Source organism: Noviherbaspirillum sp. L7-7A, assembly GCF_019052805.1.
In the GTDB taxonomy this organism is placed as follows: domain Bacteria; phylum Pseudomonadota; class Gammaproteobacteria; order Burkholderiales; family Burkholderiaceae_D; genus Noviherbaspirillum_A.
In genome coordinates, this window is record NZ_JAHQRJ010000002.1 from 530,117 (window position 1) to 550,072 (window position 19,956).

18 protein-coding genes are annotated in these 19,956 nt (G+C 65.2%); 8 read left to right on the forward strand and 10 right to left on the reverse strand.

Annotation, left to right across the window (positions count from 1 at the left end; translation table 11 throughout):
- Nucleotides 1-104: 104 nt before the first annotated feature.
- Nucleotides 105-2,789 carry an EAL domain-containing protein gene (locus tag KTQ42_RS20705; RefSeq protein ID WP_217347487.1) on the reverse strand — a complete coding sequence of 895 codons (2,685 nt, stop codon included), beginning with the start codon at nucleotides 2,787-2,789 and terminating at the stop codon, nucleotides 105-107.
- A gap of 107 nt (nucleotides 2,790-2,896) precedes the next feature.
- Nucleotides 2,897-5,053, reverse strand: a complete 2,157-nt coding sequence (locus KTQ42_RS20710; RefSeq protein ID WP_217347488.1) for an ATP-binding protein — start codon at nucleotides 5,051-5,053, stop codon at nucleotides 2,897-2,899.
- Between the two features lie 287 nt (nucleotides 5,054-5,340).
- Here KTQ42_RS20710 and KTQ42_RS20715 point away from each other — a divergent pair, with 287 nt between their 5' ends.
- On the forward strand, nucleotides 5,341-5,850 hold the full coding sequence (locus KTQ42_RS20715) for a hypothetical protein (protein ID WP_217347489.1): 510 nt from the start codon (nucleotides 5,341-5,343) through the stop codon (nucleotides 5,848-5,850).
- A 224-nt stretch (nucleotides 5,851-6,074) separates the two neighbouring features.
- Here the strand turns inward: KTQ42_RS20715 and KTQ42_RS20720 are convergent, their stop codons facing one another.
- The 3 genes from KTQ42_RS20720 to KTQ42_RS20730 form a co-directional block, all read right to left on the reverse strand.
- On the reverse strand, nucleotides 6,075-6,806 hold the full coding sequence (locus tag KTQ42_RS20720; RefSeq protein ID WP_217347490.1) for a carbonic anhydrase: 732 nt from the start codon (nucleotides 6,804-6,806) through the stop codon (nucleotides 6,075-6,077).
- A gap of 473 nt (nucleotides 6,807-7,279) precedes the next feature.
- Nucleotides 7,280-9,286: an AsmA family protein gene (locus tag KTQ42_RS20725; RefSeq protein WP_249223023.1), complete on the reverse strand. Its 2,007-nt coding sequence runs from the start codon at nucleotides 9,284-9,286 to the stop codon at nucleotides 7,280-7,282.
- Between the two features lie 129 nt (nucleotides 9,287-9,415).
- Nucleotides 9,416-10,519: a patatin-like phospholipase family protein gene (locus KTQ42_RS20730; protein WP_217347491.1), complete on the reverse strand. Its 1,104-nt coding sequence runs from the start codon at nucleotides 10,517-10,519 to the stop codon at nucleotides 9,416-9,418.
- Nucleotides 10,520-10,703: 184 nt separating this feature from the next.
- Between KTQ42_RS20730 and KTQ42_RS20735 the strand changes: the two genes are divergently transcribed.
- Nucleotides 10,704-10,958 carry a winged helix-turn-helix domain-containing protein gene (locus KTQ42_RS20735; RefSeq protein ID WP_217347492.1) on the forward strand — a complete coding sequence of 85 codons (255 nt, stop codon included), beginning with the start codon at nucleotides 10,704-10,706 and terminating at the stop codon, nucleotides 10,956-10,958.
- A gap of 15 nt (nucleotides 10,959-10,973) precedes the next feature.
- Here KTQ42_RS20735 and KTQ42_RS20740 read toward each other — a convergent pair whose 3' ends face one another.
- The 5 genes from KTQ42_RS20740 to KTQ42_RS20760 all read right to left on the reverse strand — a co-directional run bounded on the left by KTQ42_RS20740 (nucleotide 10,974) and on the right by KTQ42_RS20760 (nucleotide 16,227).
- Nucleotides 10,974-12,737, reverse strand: coding sequence for an OPT family oligopeptide transporter (locus KTQ42_RS20740; RefSeq protein WP_217347493.1), 1,764 nt, complete (start codon nucleotides 12,735-12,737; stop codon nucleotides 10,974-10,976).
- 101 nt (nucleotides 12,738-12,838) lie between these two features.
- The gene (locus KTQ42_RS20745; RefSeq protein ID WP_217347494.1) at nucleotides 12,839-13,216 is read right to left on the reverse strand and encodes a PH domain-containing protein; all 378 of its coding nucleotides are present in this window, start codon (nucleotides 13,214-13,216) and stop codon (nucleotides 12,839-12,841) included.
- Nucleotides 13,217-13,284: 68 nt separating this feature from the next.
- Nucleotides 13,285-13,926 (reverse strand): response regulator transcription factor, encoded by a 642-nt coding sequence (locus KTQ42_RS20750; RefSeq protein ID WP_217347495.1) that lies wholly within the window; start codon nucleotides 13,924-13,926, stop codon nucleotides 13,285-13,287.
- A complete protein-coding gene (locus tag KTQ42_RS20755; RefSeq protein ID WP_217347496.1) occupies nucleotides 13,923-15,299 on the reverse strand; it encodes a sensor histidine kinase in 1,377 nt (458 codons plus the stop codon). The genes KTQ42_RS20750 and KTQ42_RS20755 overlap by 4 nt, the downstream gene beginning before the upstream one ends.
- Nucleotides 15,292-16,227 (reverse strand): alpha/beta fold hydrolase, encoded by a 936-nt coding sequence (locus tag KTQ42_RS20760; protein ID WP_217347497.1) that lies wholly within the window; start codon nucleotides 16,225-16,227, stop codon nucleotides 15,292-15,294. Before KTQ42_RS20760 ends, KTQ42_RS20755 begins: the two co-directional genes overlap by 8 nt.
- Nucleotides 16,228-16,305: 78 nt before the next feature.
- Between KTQ42_RS20760 and pqqA the strand changes: the two genes are divergently transcribed.
- The 6 genes from pqqA (at nucleotide 16,306) to KTQ42_RS20790 (ending at nucleotide 19,941) form a co-directional block, all read left to right on the forward strand.
- Nucleotides 16,306-16,503 (forward strand): pyrroloquinoline quinone precursor peptide PqqA, encoded by a 198-nt coding sequence (gene pqqA / locus KTQ42_RS24090; RefSeq protein WP_249223024.1) that lies wholly within the window; start codon nucleotides 16,306-16,308, stop codon nucleotides 16,501-16,503.
- A 26-nt stretch (nucleotides 16,504-16,529) separates the two neighbouring features.
- Complete coding sequence (pqqB, locus tag KTQ42_RS20770; RefSeq protein ID WP_217347663.1) at nucleotides 16,530-17,444, forward strand: pyrroloquinoline quinone biosynthesis protein PqqB; 915 nt, start codon at nucleotides 16,530-16,532, stop codon at nucleotides 17,442-17,444.
- Nucleotides 17,444-18,172 carry a pyrroloquinoline-quinone synthase PqqC gene (pqqC, locus tag KTQ42_RS20775; protein WP_217347498.1) on the forward strand — a complete coding sequence of 243 codons (729 nt, stop codon included), beginning with the start codon at nucleotides 17,444-17,446 and terminating at the stop codon, nucleotides 18,170-18,172. Before pqqB ends, pqqC begins: the two co-directional genes overlap by 1 nt.
- Nucleotides 18,169-18,432 (forward strand): pyrroloquinoline quinone biosynthesis peptide chaperone PqqD, encoded by a 264-nt coding sequence (pqqD, locus tag KTQ42_RS20780; protein ID WP_217347499.1) that lies wholly within the window; start codon nucleotides 18,169-18,171, stop codon nucleotides 18,430-18,432. The genes pqqC and pqqD overlap by 4 nt, the downstream gene beginning before the upstream one ends.
- Nucleotides 18,429-19,610: a pyrroloquinoline quinone biosynthesis protein PqqE gene (pqqE, locus tag KTQ42_RS20785; protein WP_217347500.1), complete on the forward strand. Its 1,182-nt coding sequence runs from the start codon at nucleotides 18,429-18,431 to the stop codon at nucleotides 19,608-19,610. The genes pqqD and pqqE overlap by 4 nt, the downstream gene beginning before the upstream one ends.
- Nucleotides 19,611-19,746: 136 nt before the next feature.
- Nucleotides 19,747-19,941, forward strand: coding sequence for a hypothetical protein (locus KTQ42_RS20790; protein WP_217347501.1), 195 nt, complete (start codon nucleotides 19,747-19,749; stop codon nucleotides 19,939-19,941).
- The last annotated feature ends 15 nt before the right edge of the window (nucleotides 19,942-19,956 follow it).

A 19,956-nucleotide genomic window follows, 5' to 3' on the forward strand; every position in this document is an offset into this window, starting at 1 on the left:
CGGCCAAAGCATAGCAAACGCCACCGGAAAAATCGGTATCGATTGCGACTTGCAGGCCGGCATGGAGCGAGCAAGAAACATGCGCGCTGGTCAGACGTGGCGGCTTAAAGAGCTGCCGGAAAGGAGCAAGGCGGCAGCACCGGCTGCACATCGCCGGGCGGCAGCGGCCGGGAGATGTAATAGCCCTGTACCTCGTCGCAATGCAGCGAGCGCAGCATCGCGACCTGCACGGCATTTTCCACGCCCTCGGCCACCACCCGCATGCCCAGCGCATGCGCCATCGTGACGATCGCCGTGAAGAACACCTTGCCCTCGGCCGACTGTTCCATGCTGGCGGTGAAGGTTTGGTCCACCTTGAGCACATCGAAGTCCAGCTGGTGCAGCTGCGACAGTGAGGAATAGCCGGTGCCAAAGTCATCCACCAGGATCTTCACGCCCTGCTTCTGCAGCATCATCAGGGTGCGCGACACCGCCGAATCCTGGCCCATCACCGATGACTCCGTGATCTCCAGTTCCAGCAGATGCGGCGGCACCTGGTGGCGCAGCAGCGCCGCCGTGACCAGGCTGTCGACATCGGCATTGCTGAACTGCTGCGCCGAGACATTTACCGACACCGGTACCAGCGCGCCGCCATGGGCGGACCAGTGAGCAATTTGCTCGCACACCATGTTGATCACCATCTCGCCCAGCGCCACGATCATGCCGGTTTCCTCGGCCAGGCCAATAAATTCGGCCGGTTCCAGCAGGCCGCGCGTCGGATGCCGCCAGCGCACCAGCGCTTCCAGGCTCAGCGTCATGCCGCTGACGATGTCGACCCGCGGCTGATACACCATTTCGAACTCCTGGCCGGCGATGGCACGCCGCAGCTCGGCCTCGCGGTCGAGCCGCTCGCGCAGCGCGTTGTAGAACTTGGCTTCGTAGAACTGGTAACCCGCCTTGCCATGGGTCTTGACCGAATACATGGCGATGTCGGCCTTTTCCAGCAGGGTGGAAGCATCCTGGCCATCGGTGGGAAACAGCGCGATGCCGATCGAGGTGCCGACCGAATGCACGCCCTGGCTCAGCCGGAAGGACTGGCGGAAGGCCTGCTGCACCCGGTCGGCCACATGGGCGGCGTCGATGCGGTGCTCGATGTTCTCGATGATGACCACGAATTCATCGCCGCCAAAGCGCACCACCGTGTCATGCGGCCGCACCGCTTCCTGCAGGCGGTGCGCGGCATGCTTGAGCAGCTCGTCGCCGGCGGCGTGGCCGGCGGTATCGTTGACCTTCTTGAAGCCATCTAGGTCGATGAACAGCAGCGCCAGATGGGAGTCGTTGTCATTGGCATGCTGCAGGGCCTGCGGCAGGAAGGACTGGATCCAGTGGCGGTTGGGCAGGCCGGTCAGCACATCCTCGTTGCCGCGCCGCTTCAGTTCCGCCACATGGGCCTTGGCCTCGCTGATGTCGCGCAGCCGCACCGCCAGGTTGTCGCCGGAACGAATGATCTTGATGTGCGCCCAGCGCAAGCGCAGCGCGGTATTGCCCGGCACGTCGATCTCGTTTTCATACACGCCTTCCTGCGTGGCCTGCATCAGGTAGTCCATGAACATGGCGGTATCGAGGTTGCCGCGAAAGCCGGAGACGGTCTTGCCGATTAGTTCCGACGGCCGGACATTGAAGAATTCTGCGCCCTGCTGATTGCAGTCCAGCACCACGAAATCCAGGATGGCACCATTGCGGTCGAGCACCGGCTGGACGATATAGAAGCCCTCGCTGCCCTCCTCGGTAGCGAGCCGGTAGGTGGCCTGCGCCATGCCCAGACGGTGCTTGCGCCAGGCCAATTCAGCGCTGAGCGCGATGGCCAGCCCAGTCAGCACGGCCAGCGCGGCGCTGGCCCAGGCCGCATACCAGATTGCGGAATGACGGCCGGCATGGAACTGCGCCAGGGTATCGGCCTCGTCCAGCCCGACCAGCGCCGTGATGTCGTAGCCGCGCACCGGATGCCAGCCCAGATAACGGGCCCGCCTATCCTCGAACACCCCGGCGCCATAGTGGCCGCTGCCGCTGGCCGGGTTCAGCGAAGGGTGAGAAGAAAAGGCCGGCATCTCCGGCGGCAGCACGTTGTCGCCGATGCGCACCAGCTCCATCGGCGGATTGGCGCTGACCATCGCCAGCAGCCCCTGCGGGCCGAGGATAGTGGCGTCATAGTTGGCAGTAAAGAAGTCGGTACTAACGGAAACCATCACGATGCCCGCGAACTGGTTACGCTCATCCACCAGCCGGCGCGAAACATGAACCACATTGCGTTGCGACATCCTGCCGAAAATAGGCGGATCGATGACTAGCTGGTCCGTGCCGGCCTCCCTCTGGCGAATGAAATAAGGGCGATCGCCGAGATAGGTCAGTACGCTACCGGGCAGCGTGGTGGTAAAGGCGGTACCGCCGGCGTCGACGAGGGTGACGTAGTACAGTGCCGGTGGCGGGAACATGCCGTCTCTGGCGAGCTGCTCCAAGCGCAGCCGGCCGCCCGAAAGTTGCCACTCAAGCCTGACATGCCGGGTGACCTGGTCGATTGAGTCGAGGCTGCGAGCCAGCCGGTCGGCATGGGTGCGGGCCAGCGCATTGACTTCGCGCAGCGCGCGCTGCTCCACCGCCTGCTGCGCTTCCTTCAGGTTGGCCAGCAGCACGCCCCAACCGATCAGCGCGACCGCCATCGAAAACAGCAGCCAAGCCATGAAGATGGCGGGATTGCGGCGCAGGAAGCCCAGCTTGTCCAGCAGGCTGGCCTGGGTCACCTTTTGATGCAATCTGTCGCTTTGCACTGGCATCCCGCGCGGAACGTGTTTGACATGAAAGCAGTAACAGGTCGCTGCCCGCTGTCGGCGGTGGCTTTAGGCCGCAGCCCTGTGTTTGCTTATTTCCTCTGCCTTTGGTCGGCATGCGCCAGCAGCGCCGCGAGCGCTACCGGATCGGCCGGCTTCACTAGGTAATGATCGAATCCCGCCTGCATTGAACGCAGCCGGTCGAAGCGCTGGCCATAGCCGGTGATGGCTACCAACATTGCACCGCGCGCCTGCGGAAGCGCGCGCAGCCGGCTGGCCAGTTCATTGCCATCGATGCCCGGCAAGCCGATATCGAGCAGGAAGGCATCCACCGGCCCCCGCTCGGCCTGCGCCAGGGCCTCGTGCGGATCATGGTGGACACTGACTTCATGGCCTTCGTTTTCCAGGTACATGGCAAGCATCTGTGCGGCGTCAACGTTGTCATCCACCACCATCACCTTCAGTGCAGCCGGCGCGGCATGGGCATCGGGACTGCCATCCCGGCCCGACGGCGTGGGGTCGAACACACCCAGCCGGGGCAGCGTGGCGACGAATTCGCTGCCGCAGTCCTGCCCCCGGCTCATAGCCCGTACGCTGCCCGCGTGCAGCTCGACCAGGCTCTTGACCAGCGGCAGGCCCAGGCCGAGGCCGCCTTGCGACCGGTCGGACGGCCGCTCGGCCTGCGAAAACAGGTCGAACACATGCGGCAGCAATTCGGCACTGATGCCGATGCCGTTGTCGCTCACATGCAGGCGCGCTTCCTGACCGTCGGCTTCCAACCATAGCGTCAGATGTCCGCCCTCTGGCGTGTATTTGGCGGAATTCGACAGTAGGTTGGCCAGCACCTGCACCAGCCGCTTGGCGTCACCCAGCACCAGCACTTCCTCGGTCGGCGCCTGCATCGACAGATTGTGCCGGCGCGACTCGATCAGGGGCCGCACCTGCTCCACCGCATCGGCCATCACCTGCTGCAGCGGCACACGCTGCCGCTCCAGCACGATCAGGCCACGCGTGACCCGCGACACATCCAGCAGGTCGTTGATCAGGCTGGTCATGTGGCTGACCTGGCGGGTAATCACGTCGCTGGTGCGGCTAATGCGCTCCTCGCTCTGCCGGCCCAGCTTGAGCAGCTGGGCGGCGGTACTGATCGGCGCCAGCGGATTGCGCAGCTCGTGCGCCAACATCGCCAGGAACTCATCCTTGCGGCGGTCGGCCTGACGCAGCGCCTCCTGCGTGCGCAGGCGCTCGATCACGTTCCAGACCCGCTCGACCATGTCTTCCAGCAGTTGCATCTCGTCGTCGCCCCAGTCGCGCGGCTGGTGGTGGCATGCCAGCAGGAAGCAGGTCAAGCCGCCATGGCGCCCTAGCGGTATCGCCACCGCGGCCGCCAGCTCGGGCCAGCCGGCCGGGGCCTGGCGCGCCAGGTCGGCACAGGCCCAGCTGCGCCCTTCCTGCAGCGCCGCCAGCATCGCTGCCGGGAACTGTGCAACGCCGTGCCGGCCGCCCAGTTCCGGCATGGCACCAGCGTTGTAGCCATGGCGGCACAGCACGGTCTGCTGTGCCAGATCGAGTTCGGCGTAGAGCACCTGGGACACGCCCAGGTAACGCCCGGCGATCTCGCTGCTATGGGCATAGATGCGGTCCGGGCTGGGCTGCTGGCGCAACAATTCGGCAATGTCGAGCTGGAATGACTGCCGCTGCTCGGCGCTGCGCAACTGCTGCAGCATGCTGCGCAGGTGGGCGGTATTGCTGATCTCGGTACGCAGGGTGCGCAGGCTTTGCTCGAGCGTCTGCTCAGTCTGCAACTGGCGGGAAATCATCTGCGCCAGCAATTCCAGCGCGCGCAGGGTGCGGGGCTCGGACAGGCGCGCCGGCACCTTGTCCAGTCCGCATAGCGTGCCAAAGTAGTCGCCCGTGCTGGTGTGGAGCGGCATCGAGAAATAACTCTCGAACGCATATATCTGCGGCGTCGGGTGGTTACAATAGTGGGTGTCCTTGCTGACCTGGTCGATGACCACAGCATGGCCTTCGTTGCGCACTTCGCGGCACAGGGTAGTGGCGATATCGAGCTCGTCGCCTGGACGCATGCCGAAGCCCAGCTTGTCCAGCACCGCGCAGGCAGTCCAGGAGGTCTCGGTGACGCGGGCCACGCAGACGAAGCGCAGCGTGGTCAGGTCGCTGACCAGCTCAAGGATGGTGGGAAGGGCGCTAATTGCCTGGATGGCGGCAATGTCGGCGGAATGGTTCATCGAGCTCGAATCTTTCTGTCGCCGCAACGCCTTGGTAGGTCCGGGTCTGGCGTCGCGGCATCACGCTTGCTTGCGTTCTGATGCAAGAAGTGTAAGGCAGGCAGTATAAAAATCCTGCCGTTACGCAGGCCGATACCTGTTTTGGCGCAAGCACAATTCTGCCCGGAAATGCAAATCCGGCAGCTGACAGCATCCTCTTGGCGCGCAAGCAAAACACGCGGAGCGCCTTCTGCCAAGATGGCATTGAACGTGACGGCCACATTCTTTCTTACATGAAAGGCATCCGCATGGATACGAAAAAGCCTCCGCCGATCCAGGTCTTTCTCGATCTCGACGGCGTTTTCGCCGACTTTGATGCGCGCGTGATGCGCCTGACCGGCAAGCATCCGGGCGAACTCAGCCGCAACAATTTATGGAAGGCGGTCAACTGCGACAAGCGCTTCTTCGCCGAACTGGAGCTGATCGAAGGCTGCATGCTGCTGTGGGAAGCCACGCGCGAAATGGAGCCGATCTTCCTCACCGGCGCGCCGTCGTCGCGGGTGTTCCAGGAACAGAAGCGGGAATGGGTGGCGCGCATCTTCGGTTCCGAATTCGCTGTGCATGTGGTGCCAAAGAAGCTCAAGCAGGAATTCAGCGGCCCCGGCAAAGTGCTGATCGACGACACGCCGGCCAATATCGAGCAATGGGAGGCACGCGGCGGACATGGCATCCTGCACACCGGCGACCATGCCTCCACCGTGAAGGCGCTGCAGGAACTGGTGGCGCTGCACATGCAGCGCCAGGAGACATCGTCGTAGGGAGGGAAAGCGCGGAGGGTCAGTCGTTGTTGCAGTGCATTTGTAGGGTGCAATACCCGAAGGGCATTGCGCTATTGGCCGCATACTCGGATATTTTCGTCAGCCTATTTCCCTGATCGACGAATGGTGGAATGCCCCTTCGAGGTATTCCATCCTACTTGCCCGCCGTAGGCAGGACCGTTCCAGCACGATCAACCCAGGTCAGGCCCGCTACCCGGTCATCTTCAGGTATCGAAGAAATCTACAGTCCCATCGTCCAGGTCATAACGGGCCCCCACCACCATCAGCCGCCTGGTCCGCAGCGGCTCCAACAGCAGGGCTTCGGACTTGCGCAGGCGCTCGACGATGCGCATCACGTTCTGCCTTACCGACGCATCCAGCAGGGCCTCATGGGTATAGGGTTCCTTGCCGGCCAGCGCGGCACGGGCCCTGAGCACGGCCGGCACGATGGGTTCCACCATTTGCCCGATGCTGCCGGGAAAGGAGGTATTCTTTTCCACGATCGATACCGCCGCATCCACCGCGCCGCAGCGTTCATGGCCCAGCACCACGATCAATGGCACGCCCAGCTCCGCCACCGCATATTCGATGCTACCCTGGGCTAGCGTGTCGACGGTGTTGCCGGCATTGCGCACGATGAAGAGCTCGCCCAGGCCGCGACCGAACAAGAGCTCGGGCGGCACCCGCGAGTCCGAGCAGCTTACCAGCACCGCCATCGGTGTCTGCCCGCGGGCAATCTCCAAGCGACGCTCGCGCCCCTGTGCCGCGCGCAGTGGGCTGTCGGTGACGAATTTCTCATTACCTTCCTTGAGCAGGGCCAGCGCCTGTGCCGGGGTCAGGTCGGTTTTCTTGCCGGTCGCCGCCTGGACGTTGCCGGCCAGGGCCGCGCCCAATGCGGCGCCGCCGCAGCACAGATGCCTAAAGAAGCGGCGCTTGCTGCCATCGATGTCTGCCATGATTTTCCTTTCCGGTCATGATTGCGGGCCTGCCTGTGGCAGGGGCAGCCATGCTCGCAGACCGGGCTGGATCGGCCAGCCGGAAACGGGCAGGGATTTGGCATGCATCAAACCGGCTTTCCCGGCCGAAACCCGCCTAGATCAGGGAACAGCCTTCTCGTGGCTTGAACTCTTCGCGCTCGTGTCGGCCACCAGCAAACGTAGCCTGGGTGAAGCGCAGCGCAACCCGGGACTGCACCCGTTGTGCAAGAGACGCATTCCGGGCGCCCCTGTGCCATTTTCAAGCCCTGCCCTTTTCGGATCGCTGGCACAGCGGTTGGCTTCAGGGATGGATGGCCCAGGCTGCGCTGCGCTTCACCCAGGCTACGGACTGGTCGGACCGGCTGGGGGCCAGAAGGGTCGGGCCCTTCAATAAATCAAATCGGATTTCCCTGGAGAAACGGGGCGATGCCGGCTTCGCGGCAGCATGCGGCTCAGGGCACCGCCTTTTCATGGTTGCCTGAACTCTTGGCGCTCTTGCCAGCCGGCGGCGCCACTGGCGCCTTGCGCGCCTCAGCCACCAGGCTGGCGCAGGGGCTGTCCTGCTCCGGACCGGTATGAGTCAGCGCCAGCAGGCCAGCCAGCGGCGCCGCCACTGTGCCCAGCGCAACCGCGGCACCGGCGCGCAGCGCAATGGCGGTCTTGTTCACGCCCACGTCCGGATCCTTGAAGGTGCCTTCGACATACAGGGGCGAACGCAGTGACAGCAGCCGCAGGCCCTTGCTGCGCGGCAGGATGTCCAGGTCCAGGGTTTCCTTGGCCAGGTTCACATTGCCTTCCACCTGCACGGTGGCGTCCTCGGTGTCGAGGAGAAAGATCTGCGGCGTCATCACGCCATCCTTGATATTAAGGTCGGTGGCCATGCAGTTAAGCTTGACCTGGCGGTCGCCGAAGAGCTTGGTGACCACCACCCGACCGGCATTGAGGCCAATCGCTTCCATGATGAACTCGCTGACGGTGCCTTCATTGATCACTGCCTTCACTTCGCCATTGGCATGGCCGGCCAGCGCGGCGAAGGAATTGCCGCTCGCGCTCAATTTGGCGTCGCCATTGATCTGGCCCAGGCTGGCCCGCATCGACTCCACCTTGGGAAACAGCTGCTTGAGCTTGATGCCGCGCGCGGCGACGTTCATGTTGGCCTTGGCCGGATCGGCGCTGCCGTCGATCTTTAGCTCGGTGGTCAGGCGTCCGCCGGCCACGCCAAAGTTCAGCGGCGACAGCTGCAGCACGCCCTTGTCGAGCTTGATATGGGTGTTCAAATTATCGATCGGCAGCTTGTCGGAATGGATGATTTCCTTGCCGCTGAACTTCACGTCTGCATTCATCTTGCTCCAGCGGTCGGTCTTGAACGGCGCTACCGGCAGAACCTTGTTCGGCGGCTGCCGCACTTCGCCGGACTTCTGCTTCTTGGGCTCGTCGCCGGCGCCAACCACCGCGCCCAAATCCTTCCATACCAGGCGCTGTGACAGAACCTCGCCGCGCAACGTCGGCTGGCCCGAGGTCTGGTCATATTCCAGCGTGCCGCCGATGTCGCTGGAGCCGACCCGGCCCTTGAAGTTCTCGTACTTCAGGCGCAGGTTGTCGCGGCCCAGGGTGCCGACCACCCGGCCTTCGGTGGAAAACTTGGGCGTCCTCGGCAACAGCACGCCACCCAGCGGGAACAGGTCGGCCATGCTGGCGCCCATGATGTTGAGCTTCACGTCCAGCGCGCTGGGCTGGGCCGGATCGGTCAGCGTGCCGTTGGCGGTGATGGTGGTCTCGCCCACCTTCAGCTCGGCCTCGATCGGATAGGCCACGCCCTTCTGCTGCAGCGACAGCAGCGCGCCGCTATGGGCCTTGCCCGACAGTTGCTCGTCATTGAAGGTGCCCTTAACCTGCCAGCGCATGCTGTTGTCGGGCTCGGTATCGACCCGCGCTGTCAGGTCGGCACGCTTGGCCTCGTCCACATAGCGCAGCGTGCCCTGCGTCATGGCCACGCTCTGTATCTCGAACGACCAGTTGGACTTGCTTTCGCTCTTGGGGAAATCCCAGTTCTTGCGACCCTTGGCATCCTGTTCCAGCACCAGCCGCGGCTCGGTCATGATCAGTGAGTTCACGCTCACCGTTTTGGTCAGCAGCTTAAATGGGTTGATGCTGAAATCGATCTGCGCAATGCGCGCCATCTCGGGGCCGGTCTTTGCCCAGTCGGGGTTGCCCAGCATGATGTCCTTGGCGCGCAGGTGTGGCCACGGTACCAGCCGCCGCCAGCCCTTTTCCTGGCCCGGTCGCTCCCAGCTCAGCGACAGGTCGCCATTCATCGCAAAGCTGCGTCCGGTGGCGGTGCTGACCTTTTCCTCCAGCCAAGGCTTGGCGCGATTGAGATTCACGGTCGACAGCACGACTAGGGCGATGACGATAATGGCGACCAGCGCCGCCAGTACTCCGCCGGTAATTTTGAGCATGCGTTTCATGACAATAAGACATGTTTGCAAGCGCCTAAGTTCGGCAAAAGCCGTGCGGGCAAGCAATAAACTGCGCTGATCTGGCGATCCCATGCGCCAACGCAAAGCCAGCGCGTCAACATAGCCTGGCTATACAAGCGGACGCGCCGCGATGCCATCGCGCTGCTCGGTCAGGCCCGCGAACTCCTCGGCCAGCCTGGCGCTCTCCGCTACGGCGCGGGTCCAGGCGGCGGCACGGCCGGCATGGTCGCGGCCGTAATGCTTGAAGTCACGGCGGTCGGGCAGCTTGCCGTTGGGCAGGGTGCGTATCCATTCCGGGTTCGGCGCCAGCAGCACCACATTCGACAACGCCGGCGTGGCCCGGTGCCGGCGGCGCAGGCCCTTGTCCAGCCACCCCGGCACCACCGTCGGCTGGAAATGCGGATACAGCACCAGCGCGGGCTGGCCATCGCCGGCAACCCGGCCGGCGGCCAGCGTGGCGTATTCCAGGTGCAGGTGGTAGTCGGTGATGCCGCCATCCCAGTAAGCGCCTGTCGGCGCGCCGGGTATGTCGGCCACTGCCCGCAGCCAGAACGGGATCGAGCAGCTGGCCAGGATCGCGGCCCTGAGGTTGCGCTGGTCCAGGCAGACCCGGTGCGTGCGGTAGTCCTGCGCCGGCAATGGCAGCGGATCGCGGCAGTCCGAGAACACCACCCGTTCCAGCCAGCGCGCCATCGCGCGCCGCGAGAGCAGGTTGGCCGCAAAGGCGCCGGCATAGCCGAGCGCGGTACGCATGCGCTGCTCGCGTGACAGCAGGGGATGCACGCCACGGCTGGTGAACACATGCAGCCGATAACGTGGATGCGACAGCACCTGCTGCTCGCGGCCGCCGAAATGCGCCGCCAGGCGGGCGTCGAACACCCGGCTGACATGGTCCGGCGTGGGATTGCGGCCGGAACCATCGTCATAGGTTTCATGGATGTAGTGATGGGCCATCTCGGCCAGCGCCGCATCCGCATCCGGCAGGCAGGCGCTGGCCAGGCGCCAGGCGCCGATCGAGGCGCCGGCCAGGTGCACGACATGGCCAGCGCGGTTGAGCCAGTCGCCGAACAGGAAGCGGTCCAGCGGATTGAGCACCAGCCCTTTCGGACCGCCAGCCGCGCCCGGCACCATGGCCACGTCGACCGGACGCAGGCCATGTTCCCGCAGGTGGCGCAGCGCCATCGGGCCGGCATAGATCTGTAGGGCTTGCATCGGAATGGGTAAGCAATTGGGGAGAGCGGCATTATAGAGGCCCGCGTCGCCGGCGGAGACGGACGCCATGCCGCCGCTGGAGATATACGCATCATGCCGCCGCTGGAGATATACGCATCATGGCGCCGCTGGCGGCGGAACCGCCCGCTCCGCTATGATGGCCGCTTTTTATACGGAGGAAGCCATGAGGCGAGACCTGATGCTGATGGAAGCGATCCTGGGCCAGCTGCTGCAATCTCCCGATCCGCAAATGACCGCCAGCGGCATCGCGCAGCGACTGAATGTGGAGGCGGCGATAGCGCGCCATCATCTGCACCTGCTGCTCGACAAGGGACTGGTGCAGGAAATCGAGGCCGGCGTCTGGCGGCTGAGCAACCAGGGACATGACTACCTGGAAGGCAGCCCCGACCAGGCGATGTCGCTGGCCAGGCCGAGGTAAGGGCGCTCCAGTTGACTACGGCGCATGCGTCAGCTGCCACAGCGAGGCGCCGACGCCGGTGATGCTTTCCCCGGCGATCAGACCGGCCGCCACGGTGATTGCATAGTCCTGGGTCAGCCGCGGCCAGCGCAGGCCGGCCAGCCAGGTCAGCACCGCGCCCAGCGACATCATCAGCGACACCGAGGCCGGCAGCACGAAGGCCAGTCCCAGCGCCGCCGCACTGGGCAGGAAGCGCGCGCTGCGCGCTGGCAACGCTACATCCAGAAGCCCCAGCACCAGCCCGGCCAGGCAGCCGGCAAGAATGGCCCAGCGCACGCTGTCCGACAGGGCCGACAGGCCCGCACCCAGGGTCTGCGCCACCGCCTTCCAGGTCGCCACCGCCGGCGCCGGCCACTGCTCGGTGAGCAGCATCGCCTTCGGATCGGGGATCAGGGCCTTATACACCAGCACGCCGACGATGCTGCCCACGACGATGCCGATGACCTGCGCGGCTACCTGCTTCCATGGCGTGGCGCCGATCGCGCGCCCGACCTTGAAGTCATTCATCAGGTCGGTGCATTGGCCGGCGGCGCCGCCGGCGGTATTGGCGCTCATCAAATTGACTGCCATCTGGCCGGGCGCCAGCACGCCGAAGCTCAGTTGCGACAGCTGGCCGATGGCGCCGATCGGCGCAATGCCGGTGGCGCCCACCACCCTGGCCGCCACCGCTGCCAGAAACAGCGCCAGCGGCACCGTTATCAGCGCCACCGGCAGCGCGATGTCGAACAGGCTGGCCTGCAGCCCCACCACCAGTGCCGCGGCCAGTACCAGGGCCAGCGCTGGCAAGGTGGCCGGCCGGCGCGCGCCGCGCCTGCTGCCCGACAGCAGCACCGCCCGCTGCCGCCACAGGCGTAGCGCCAGCGAGGCCAGGGTAGCCGTCACCATCAGGCTGGCGCCTGGCCACAGCAGCCACTCCACCAGTAACGCGAATTGCGGCCCGGTGGCGGCGGCCCGCAGGCTGACCAGGCCGTGGGACAGCAGCCAGGGCGCAATGCCGCCCCAGGCCAGCAGGGCGCCCAGCAGCAGCGACAGCCCGACCCGGATGCCGATGATGGCGCCGAAGCCTAGCAGCAGCATCGACGGGTCGATGGTGAAGGTCAGCCGTTCCCATTGCATGTTCGGCGACCAGCGCGGCAGGGGCTGATGAAAGGTATCCACCCATTTCACCAGCGCCGAGGCCAGCGCGGCGGCAGCCAAGGCCAGCAGCCGCCGCATCGCTTCTGCCCCATGGCTGTAGGCATGGCGCAGGGTCTCCAGGGTAGCCATGCCTTCAGGGAAAGTCATGCCCGGGTCGTCCATCAGCGAAGGCCGCAGGTACCACGCAATCCAGATGCCCAGGAAGCTGACCGAGAATACCCAGGCCATCATCGGCAGTGCATCCAGCGCATTGCCGGTGAGCAAGGTGTAGGCCGGGATCGGCGCCACCAGGCCGCCGGAAATGATGGAAGCGGCCGCTGAGGCGACCGTCTGGTTGATATTGCTCTCATGCAGCGTCCAGCCGGCAGCCAGCCGGCTGCGCGCCGCCAGGCCCTGCCAGAAGCCGAAGCCGATCAGCAGCGCAATGATGGACATGTTGAATGCCCAGCCTATCTTCAGGCCTGCATATACATTCGACGGCGTCAGCACCACGCCCAGCAGGACGCCGGTCAGCACGGCGCGCAGGCTCAGTTCCTGCTGCGCGGGCGTGTCGATGCCGGCGACGGCGTCACCGGCGGAGGAGATCGTGGCGGAAGGCGGCATGTACCCGGGCGGCTGGTTGTCGAATCGAAGCTAGACCAGCCCTGCCCGCCTTTGGTTGCACCGCCGCCATGCGGATGCGGCGCGCCATGCGCGCGCGCAAGCTACTTCAGCACATAGCTCGCCAGCACGCTCTGCACCTCATAGATGCTTAGACGCTTGTTGAACTGCTTCTGCAGTGGCGCCGGGCTGCCGGAAATCCAGATCTTGAGTTCGGCGTCAAGGGCGAAATGACCGCCGGTCTCGATGCTGAAATGGGTGATGCTCTTGTAGGGCACCGAATGGTATTCCACCTTGCTGCCGGTCACGCCCTGCTTGTCCACCAGCACCAGGCGCTTGTTGGTAAAGACGAAGTAATCGCGGATGAGCTGATAGGCATGCTCCACCTGCTCGCCTTCGGCCAGTACCTGGCTGAACTCTTCCTGAATTTTCGCGGCGTCCATCTTGGACGCATTGCCCAGCATGCCGTCGAGCAGACCCATGGCGTTTCTCCCCTGCAGTGATGGTGATACCGAATGGAAACCAAGCTGATGCCCGCCTCAGACGGCCATTAAGGCGCAATCATGCCATGCCGCATCGCGATCAGCGCCAGCTCAGTCTGGTTGGCCACGGCCAGCTTTTGCTTGATGTTGTACAGATGGGTGCCGGCAGTACGCGGCGAGATATTGAGCAGCTCAGCCACTTGGTTGACGCTCATGCCGCGCGCCAGCTCGATGAAGACCGCGAACTCCCGTTCCGACAGCACTTCCACCGGATTCTGGCCGCCGTCGAAGGCCTGCATCGCCATGCGCTGGGACACATGGGTGTCGAGGAAGCGGCCGCCGGCGGCCACGGTGCGCACCGCCTGCATCAGCTCCTCCGGCGCGCTGCGCTTGGACACATAGCCCAGCGCGCCGGCCTTGAGCATGAAGCGCACATAGCTCGGGTCTTCATGGGACGACAGGCCCAGCACCCTTGCCGCCGGGTCGCGCGCGATGATGCGCCGAGTGGCCTCGACGCCGGTAGCGCCGCCCAGGCCGATGTCCATCAGGATCACATCGGGGCTGCCGGCTTCGAACTGCTGGTAGGCCGACTCGGCCGAGTCGGCCTCGGCCACCACCCGGATATCCGGCGTGGCGTCGAGCAGCATCCGAAAACCAATGCGCACCACCATGTGGTCGTCTACCAGCATCACCCGGATCGGTTTTTTCATACGGTTTCCTCCTGTAGCGGGATCCAGGCCGACACCTGCAGCCCGCCCTGTTCCGCCGGCCCGATGGCCAGCCTGCCGCCGAGCGCCTCGGCGCGTTCGCGCATGCCGCGCACGCCATAGTGGCCGTTCCTCGAAAGCGGCTCGTCTGCGCCGTGGCCATTGTCCGCAATGCACAGGCGCAGCGCGCCATCACGGATGCTCAGCGCGACCCAGGCGGCGCTGGCCTGCGCATGCCGCACCACATTGGTCAGCGCTTCCTGCAGGATGCGATAGGCGCAGGTCTCGGCGTCCACATGCACGGCGTCATGCTGCGCCAGATCCATCTCCAGCGTGATGCGCAGCCCCGGATGGGCCTGCTGCAGCGATGCCACCAGGTCGCGCACCGCATCGCCCAGGCCGATCTCTTCCAGCTGGATCGGGCGCAGCCGCGGTATCAGCCTGTGCATCGCATCGAAGCTGGCGCCGGCGGTCTCAAACAGCAACCGTGCCGCCTCGCCGGCGGGCTTGCCGCGCAGCTCGGGGTTCTGCGCCAGCGCCGCCGAGATGCTGCGCATCGCCGTCAGGGACTGTCCCATTTCGTCATGCAGCTCGCGCGCGATGGCGCGCCGCTCGTCCTCGATGCGCCGGTGCAGCGCCTGGGTGAATTCGCGCTGCGCCGCCAGCCGCGCCTCGGCCTGCGCGATCTGCTGGCGCGAGGCGATGTCGTCCTGCACCGCCTGCGCCATGCGGTTGAAGGCCATGCCCATCTCGCCGGGCTCGCGCCCCGGCAGCGCCGGCAGCCTGACATCGTGCCGGCCGCTGCCGATCTGCAGCAGCGCGCGCCGGATCTGCTCGAACGGCGCGAGCCAGCGCATCAGCATCCATGACAGCAGCAGATAGGCCATGAGCAATGCGACGCTCTGTATCACCATGAAGCTGACCAGGTCATCCCAGCCATCGAGCACCGCGCGGGTGGGATTGGGCACTACCACCAAGGTGCCGGCATTGACGCGGATGACGGTGGCCTTCATCGCCGGCGTGACCAGCGCCGCATACCACTCCGGCGCATAGCGGCCGGCCTTGTACGACGCGGGCGGCGATTCGTACAGCAGCTCGCCGGCATGGTCGTAGAGCCGGATCTCGTTGGCCCTGACCCTGCCGGTCTGGCGCAGCACCTCGGCCAGCGCCACCGGCCCCTGGCGGGAATAGATAGCGGTGATGCGCGCCAGCAGCTGGGTGGCGATGCGGTTGGACGCTTCGATCTCCTCGCGGATGCTGCTGCGGGTGGTCTGGATTTCCTGGGCGCTGAAGATGGCCAGCGCGGCGAAGGCCAGGCTGCCCAGCAGCAGGTTGATCTTCAGCAGCAGGCTCAATGCGCGGCGCGGCTTAACCATGGCGCGCTCCCCAGCCGTCGAAGCTGCCCTGCGCGGCAAAGCCATCCAGCGCCTGGCGCAGCGCCGCCGCCATCGCCGGGTGAAACGGATCATGGCCCGCCCCAGCCACCCTGTGCAGCCGGCTGTCCGGCAGGCAGCGTTGCAGGCGCTGCGCATTGGCCGGCGGGCAAACCCGGTCGGCTTCGCCATGCAGGATCGCCACCGGCATGGCGGGCAAAGCGCCTAGCGCATCGAGCAGCACGTCCGGGTTCAGGAAACAGCCGTACCGCAGATAGTGCGCCTGTATTCGGTAACGCTGCACCAGGGACTCCTCCGGCGGCGCTGTTAGGTCGCCTGTTATACCTTCCAGCGCCTGCTCGTGGCGGCGCCAGGCGCCGGCAATGCGCCTGCAGGCGTGCGCATCGGCCGACGCAAGCTGCCCGGCCAGCCAGGGCAGCAGCCGCCCCGATGCGAGTGCCGACACTGGCGCGACCGGGGCAAACTGCTGCCAGCACTGCGGCGTATCGAAGAAAGCGCCGATCTCGGCCGGCGTGGCCAGGAAGGGCGCGCGCAGCACCAGGCCGCGCAGGCTGTCCCCATGCCGCGCCGCATAAGCCAGCGCCAGCGTGGCGCCCCAGGAGCCGCCGCCCAGCAGCATGCGCTCCACGCCAAGGTGCCGGCGCAGCCGCTCGATATCGTCCACCAGAAGGTCGGTGTGGTTGTCCTCCAGCGCGCCGGCAGGCTGGCTGCGGCCACAGCCGCGCTGGTCCGCCAGCACCAGCCGGTAACACGCCAGATCGACCACCGCGGCATGGCGCGGGCTGGTGCCGCTGCCCGGGCCACCATGCAGCCAGAACAACGGCAGGCCCTGGGGATTGCCGTATTGCGCATACCATAGGCGATGTCCATCGCCGGTGGCGAGCTGGCCTTCATCGAAAGCCGGGGTCATGATGCAGCCTTGTCTCCTGTTCTTATCCCCCGATTCTAACCACCCCGGCGCGCTCAGCAGAATCTGCAGCCCAAAATCATGAAAATCATGAGCGCGCATTCATGGATTTGCCGCTGCCATTCTGCCCGGAGCAGGTCGCACAATGGGATATCCGGGTTCGGTACCGGCCCGGATATCCATCCAACCTTGAAGGAGATCATCATGACCTGGGAAAAACCGCAAGCAAGCGACATGCGCTGGGGATTTGAAATCACGATGTATATCGCCAATCGTTAAACGCAGTACGGCTGCCGGGGACCATGATGAAACTACGTGTGCTCGGCTCCGCTGCCGGCGGCGGTTTTCCACAATGGAACTGCAATTGCGCCAACTGCGACGGCGTGCGCCGCGGCACCATCGATGCCCGGCCGCGCACCCAGTCGTCGATTGCGGTTACCGAAGACGAACAGGACTGGGTCCTAATCAACGCCTCGCCCGACCTCTTGGCCCAGATCAAGGCCACGCCCGCACTGCAGCCGGCGCGCGCCGTGCGCGACAGCGGCATCGCCGCGGTGCTGCTGATGGATGCCCAGATCGACCATGTGACCGGCTTGCTGATGCTGCGCGAACGCGGCACGCCATTGCCGCTGTATGCTACCGCCCAGGTGATGGCCGACCTGAAGGATGGCCTGAACATCGCCAGCGCGCTGGCCCATTACTGCCAGCTGGACTGGCGCGAGATCGCGCCCGGCGACCATGCCTTTTCCATCGCCCCGCTGGCCCATACCCGCTTCTCCGCGCTGACCCTGGACAGCAAGGCGCCACCCTATTCGCCACACCGCAACGACCCGCATCCGGGCGACAACATCGGCGTGACCATCACTAACACCCGCAACGGCCGCTCGGCTTTTTATGCGCCGGGCCTGGGCGCGCTGTCGCCCGCGGTCACGCAGGCGATGCAAGCCGCCGACGTGCTGCTGGTGGACGGCACCTTCTGGAGCGCCGATGAAATGATCCGCCTCGGCCTGTCGGCCAAGACCGCGGCCGACATGGGCCACCTGCCGCAGGACGGGCCGGGCGGCATGATTACCACGCTCGACAGCATGTCGGCGGCGCGCAAGATACTCATCCATATCAACAACAGCAACCCCATCCTGCGCGAGGACAGCGCCGAGCGCGCCGTGCTGGCGCGGCATGGCATCGAGGTTGCGCATGATGGCATGGAGATCGACCTGTGATGTATGCCACCACCGCCGCCACCGACCACGGCCTGCCGTGGGACCGCGCCGAGTTTGAATCCCGGCTGCGCAACAAGGACCGCAACTACCATATCCACCACCCGTTCAACATCCGCATGAACAGCGGCGGCTGCTCACCGGCGCAGATCCGCGGCTGGGTGGCCAACCGCTTCTACTACCAGTGGATCATCCCGCAGAAGGATGCTGCCATCCTGTCCAACTGCGACGACCGCGAAACCCGCAGGCTGTGGGTCACCCGTATCCTCGACCATGACGGCCATGGCAACTATGAAGGCGGTGCGGCCGGCGGCCTGGAAGCCTGGACCCAGCTCGGCATCGCGGTCGGCATACCGCGCGAGGAACTGTGGTCGCTGCAGCATGTGCTGCCCGGCGTGCGTTTCGCCTGCGACGCCTACCTGAACTTCGCCCGCCGCGCGCCGTGGCAGGAAGCAGTCTGCTCGTCGCTTACGGAGATGTTCGCGCCGCAGATCCACAAGGACAGGCTGGCGACCTGGCCCGACCACTATCCCTGGATTGCTGCGTCAGGCCTGCATTACTTTCGCAGCCGCATTCCGCTGGCCCAGCGCGACGTGGACCATGGCCTGGCGGTCACGCTGGCGCACTTCACCACCCGCGCCCAGCAGCAGCGCGCGCTGGAGATCCTCCAGTTCAAGCTCGACATCCTGTGGACCATGCTGGACGCCATCGAGAAAGCCTATACCGAATGAATGCCCTGCCTGAAAAGCCGCTGCTGAACCGCCGCTTCCGGATGCAGTACGAGCCCGCGCAGCAGGCCCATGTGCTGCTCTACCCGGAAGGCATGGTGCGCCTGAACCAGAGCGCCGCCGAGATCCTGAAGCGCTGCGATGGCAGCGCCACCGTCGATGAGATCATCGCGCAGCTGGAAGCGGCCTTCAACGCCACCGGCCTGCGCGACGACGTGCTGGGCATGCTGTCGCATGCGCAGGAAAAGGACTGGATACGATGACCGCCGCCCCGCCGTCCCCGCCCTACTGGCTGCTCGCCGAGCTGACCTACCGCTGCCCGCTGCACTGCGCCTTCTGCTACAACCCGGTGGATTATGCGGCCGTGCGCGACGAGCTCGATACCGAAGCCTGGTTCAGGGTAATGCGCGAAGCGCGCGAGATGGGCGCAGTGCAACTGGGCTTTTCCGGTGGCGAGCCGCTGGTGCGCGACGACCTGGAACTGCTGGTGGCCGAGGCGCACCGGCTCGGCTTCTACACCAACCTGATCACCTCCGGCGTCGGCCTGACCGAGACCCGGATCGCGGCGCTGAAGGAAGCAGGGCTAGACCATATCCAACTGTCCTTCCAGGATTCCACCCGCGAACTCAACGATTTCCTGTCCAGCACCAAGACCTTCGACCTGAAGAAGCGGGTGGCTGCGCTGATCAAGAAATACGATTACCCGATGGTAATGAACTGCGTGCTGCACCGGCATAACCTGCCGCATGTGGACAAGATCATCGACATGGCGCTCGAACTGGATGCCGAGTACCTGGAGCTGGCCAATACCCAGTACTACGGCTGGGCGATGAAGAACCAGCAGCAGCTCATGCCCACGCTGGAACAGGTGCGCCAGGCCGAGCAGGTGGTCAACGATTACCGTGCCCGTATCGGCAATCGCTGCAAGCTGCTGTTCGTCGTGCCCGATTATTACGAGGACCGGCCCAAGGCCTGCATGAATGGCTGGGGCGCGGTGTTCCTCGCTGTGGCGCCCGACGGCGCAGCCCTGCCCTGCCACAATGCGCGCAGCCTGCCGGGCCTGGCCCTACCCAGCGTGAAGGACGCCAGCCTGCGCTGGATCTGGGAAGACAGCCCGGCCTTCAACCTGTTTCGCGGGGACAGCTGGATGCAGGAGCCATGCCGCAGCTGTCCGGAAAAGGAAAAGGATTTCGGCGGCTGCCGCTGCCAGGCCTACATGCTGGCCGGGGAAGCCAGCGCGACCGACCCGGTCTGCGCCAAGTCGCCGCAGCGGGACCGGGTGGACGCGATCATCTTCCAAGCTGCCCATCCGGAAAAGCGGGAAATCAGGGCCGAACCCATCTTGTTTCGCACCGACGCCAATTCACGGCAGCTGTGCCAGCAGCCGGACCAACAAAACCAGCCGGCTCAGGCCATGCCGGGACAAGCAGCCATTCTTTGACATTCAGTCATTAAAAGCGCATCGAATGCGGCATCCAGGCCACAGTCACCACAAGACCTGCGGCCTGCGATACAAACTGTCACACCTGCGCAAGTGCGGCGCACCTATACTGCGACCGAACCTTCTTCCAGGAAGCATGATGAACAAGTGCATAGTCCTCCCACTTGATCCCAGCAAGCGACGCGCGATCCGGCATGACGAGCCTCCGGCCTGGTCGGCCATAATGGCCGACGGTGTGATGGCATTTCCGGTCGAGCGCCGTGAAGCCGCCATCCATGACTGCGATGAATTGCAGGAGCGGCGCCAGCGCCGTCAGGCACGCCAGGCCTGACCTCGACCCTTACAT

Bases quoted from the DNA above. Each gene is read 5' to 3' on its own strand.
- KTQ42_RS20710 (WP_217347488.1), bottom strand. From the start codon at position 5,053: ATGAACCATTCCGCCGACATTGCCGCCATCCAGGCAATTAGCGCCCTT.
- KTQ42_RS20715 (WP_217347489.1), top strand. From the start codon at position 5,341: ATGGATACGAAAAAGCCTCCGCCGATCCAGGTCTTTCTCGATCTCGAC.
- KTQ42_RS20720 (WP_217347490.1), bottom strand. From the start codon at position 6,806: ATGGCAGACATCGATGGCAGCAAGCGCCGCTTCTTTAGGCATCTGTGC.
- KTQ42_RS20725 (WP_249223023.1), bottom strand. From the start codon at position 9,286: ATGCTCAAAATTACCGGCGGAGTACTGGCGGCGCTGGTCGCCATTATC.
- KTQ42_RS20730 (WP_217347491.1), bottom strand. From the start codon at position 10,519: ATGCAAGCCCTACAGATCTATGCCGGCCCGATGGCGCTGCGCCACCTG.
- KTQ42_RS20735 (WP_217347492.1), top strand. From the start codon at position 10,704: ATGAGGCGAGACCTGATGCTGATGGAAGCGATCCTGGGCCAGCTGCTG.
- KTQ42_RS20740 (WP_217347493.1), bottom strand. From the start codon at position 12,737: ATGCCGCCTTCCGCCACGATCTCCTCCGCCGGTGACGCCGTCGCCGGC.
- KTQ42_RS20745 (WP_217347494.1), bottom strand. From the start codon at position 13,216: ATGGGTCTGCTCGACGGCATGCTGGGCAATGCGTCCAAGATGGACGCC.
- KTQ42_RS20750 (WP_217347495.1), bottom strand. From the start codon at position 13,926: ATGAAAAAACCGATCCGGGTGATGCTGGTAGACGACCACATGGTGGTG.
- KTQ42_RS20755 (WP_217347496.1), bottom strand. From the start codon at position 15,299: ATGGTTAAGCCGCGCCGCGCATTGAGCCTGCTGCTGAAGATCAACCTG.
- KTQ42_RS20760 (WP_217347497.1), bottom strand. From the start codon at position 16,227: ATGACCCCGGCTTTCGATGAAGGCCAGCTCGCCACCGGCGATGGACAT.
- pqqA (WP_249223024.1), top strand. From the start codon at position 16,306: ATGAAAATCATGAGCGCGCATTCATGGATTTGCCGCTGCCATTCTGCC.
- pqqB (WP_217347663.1), top strand. From the start codon at position 16,530: ATGAAACTACGTGTGCTCGGCTCCGCTGCCGGCGGCGGTTTTCCACAA.
- pqqC (WP_217347498.1), top strand. From the start codon at position 17,444: ATGTATGCCACCACCGCCGCCACCGACCACGGCCTGCCGTGGGACCGC.
- pqqD (WP_217347499.1), top strand. From the start codon at position 18,169: ATGAATGCCCTGCCTGAAAAGCCGCTGCTGAACCGCCGCTTCCGGATG.
- pqqE (WP_217347500.1), top strand. From the start codon at position 18,429: ATGACCGCCGCCCCGCCGTCCCCGCCCTACTGGCTGCTCGCCGAGCTG.
- KTQ42_RS20790 (WP_217347501.1), top strand. From the start codon at position 19,747: ATGATGAACAAGTGCATAGTCCTCCCACTTGATCCCAGCAAGCGACGC.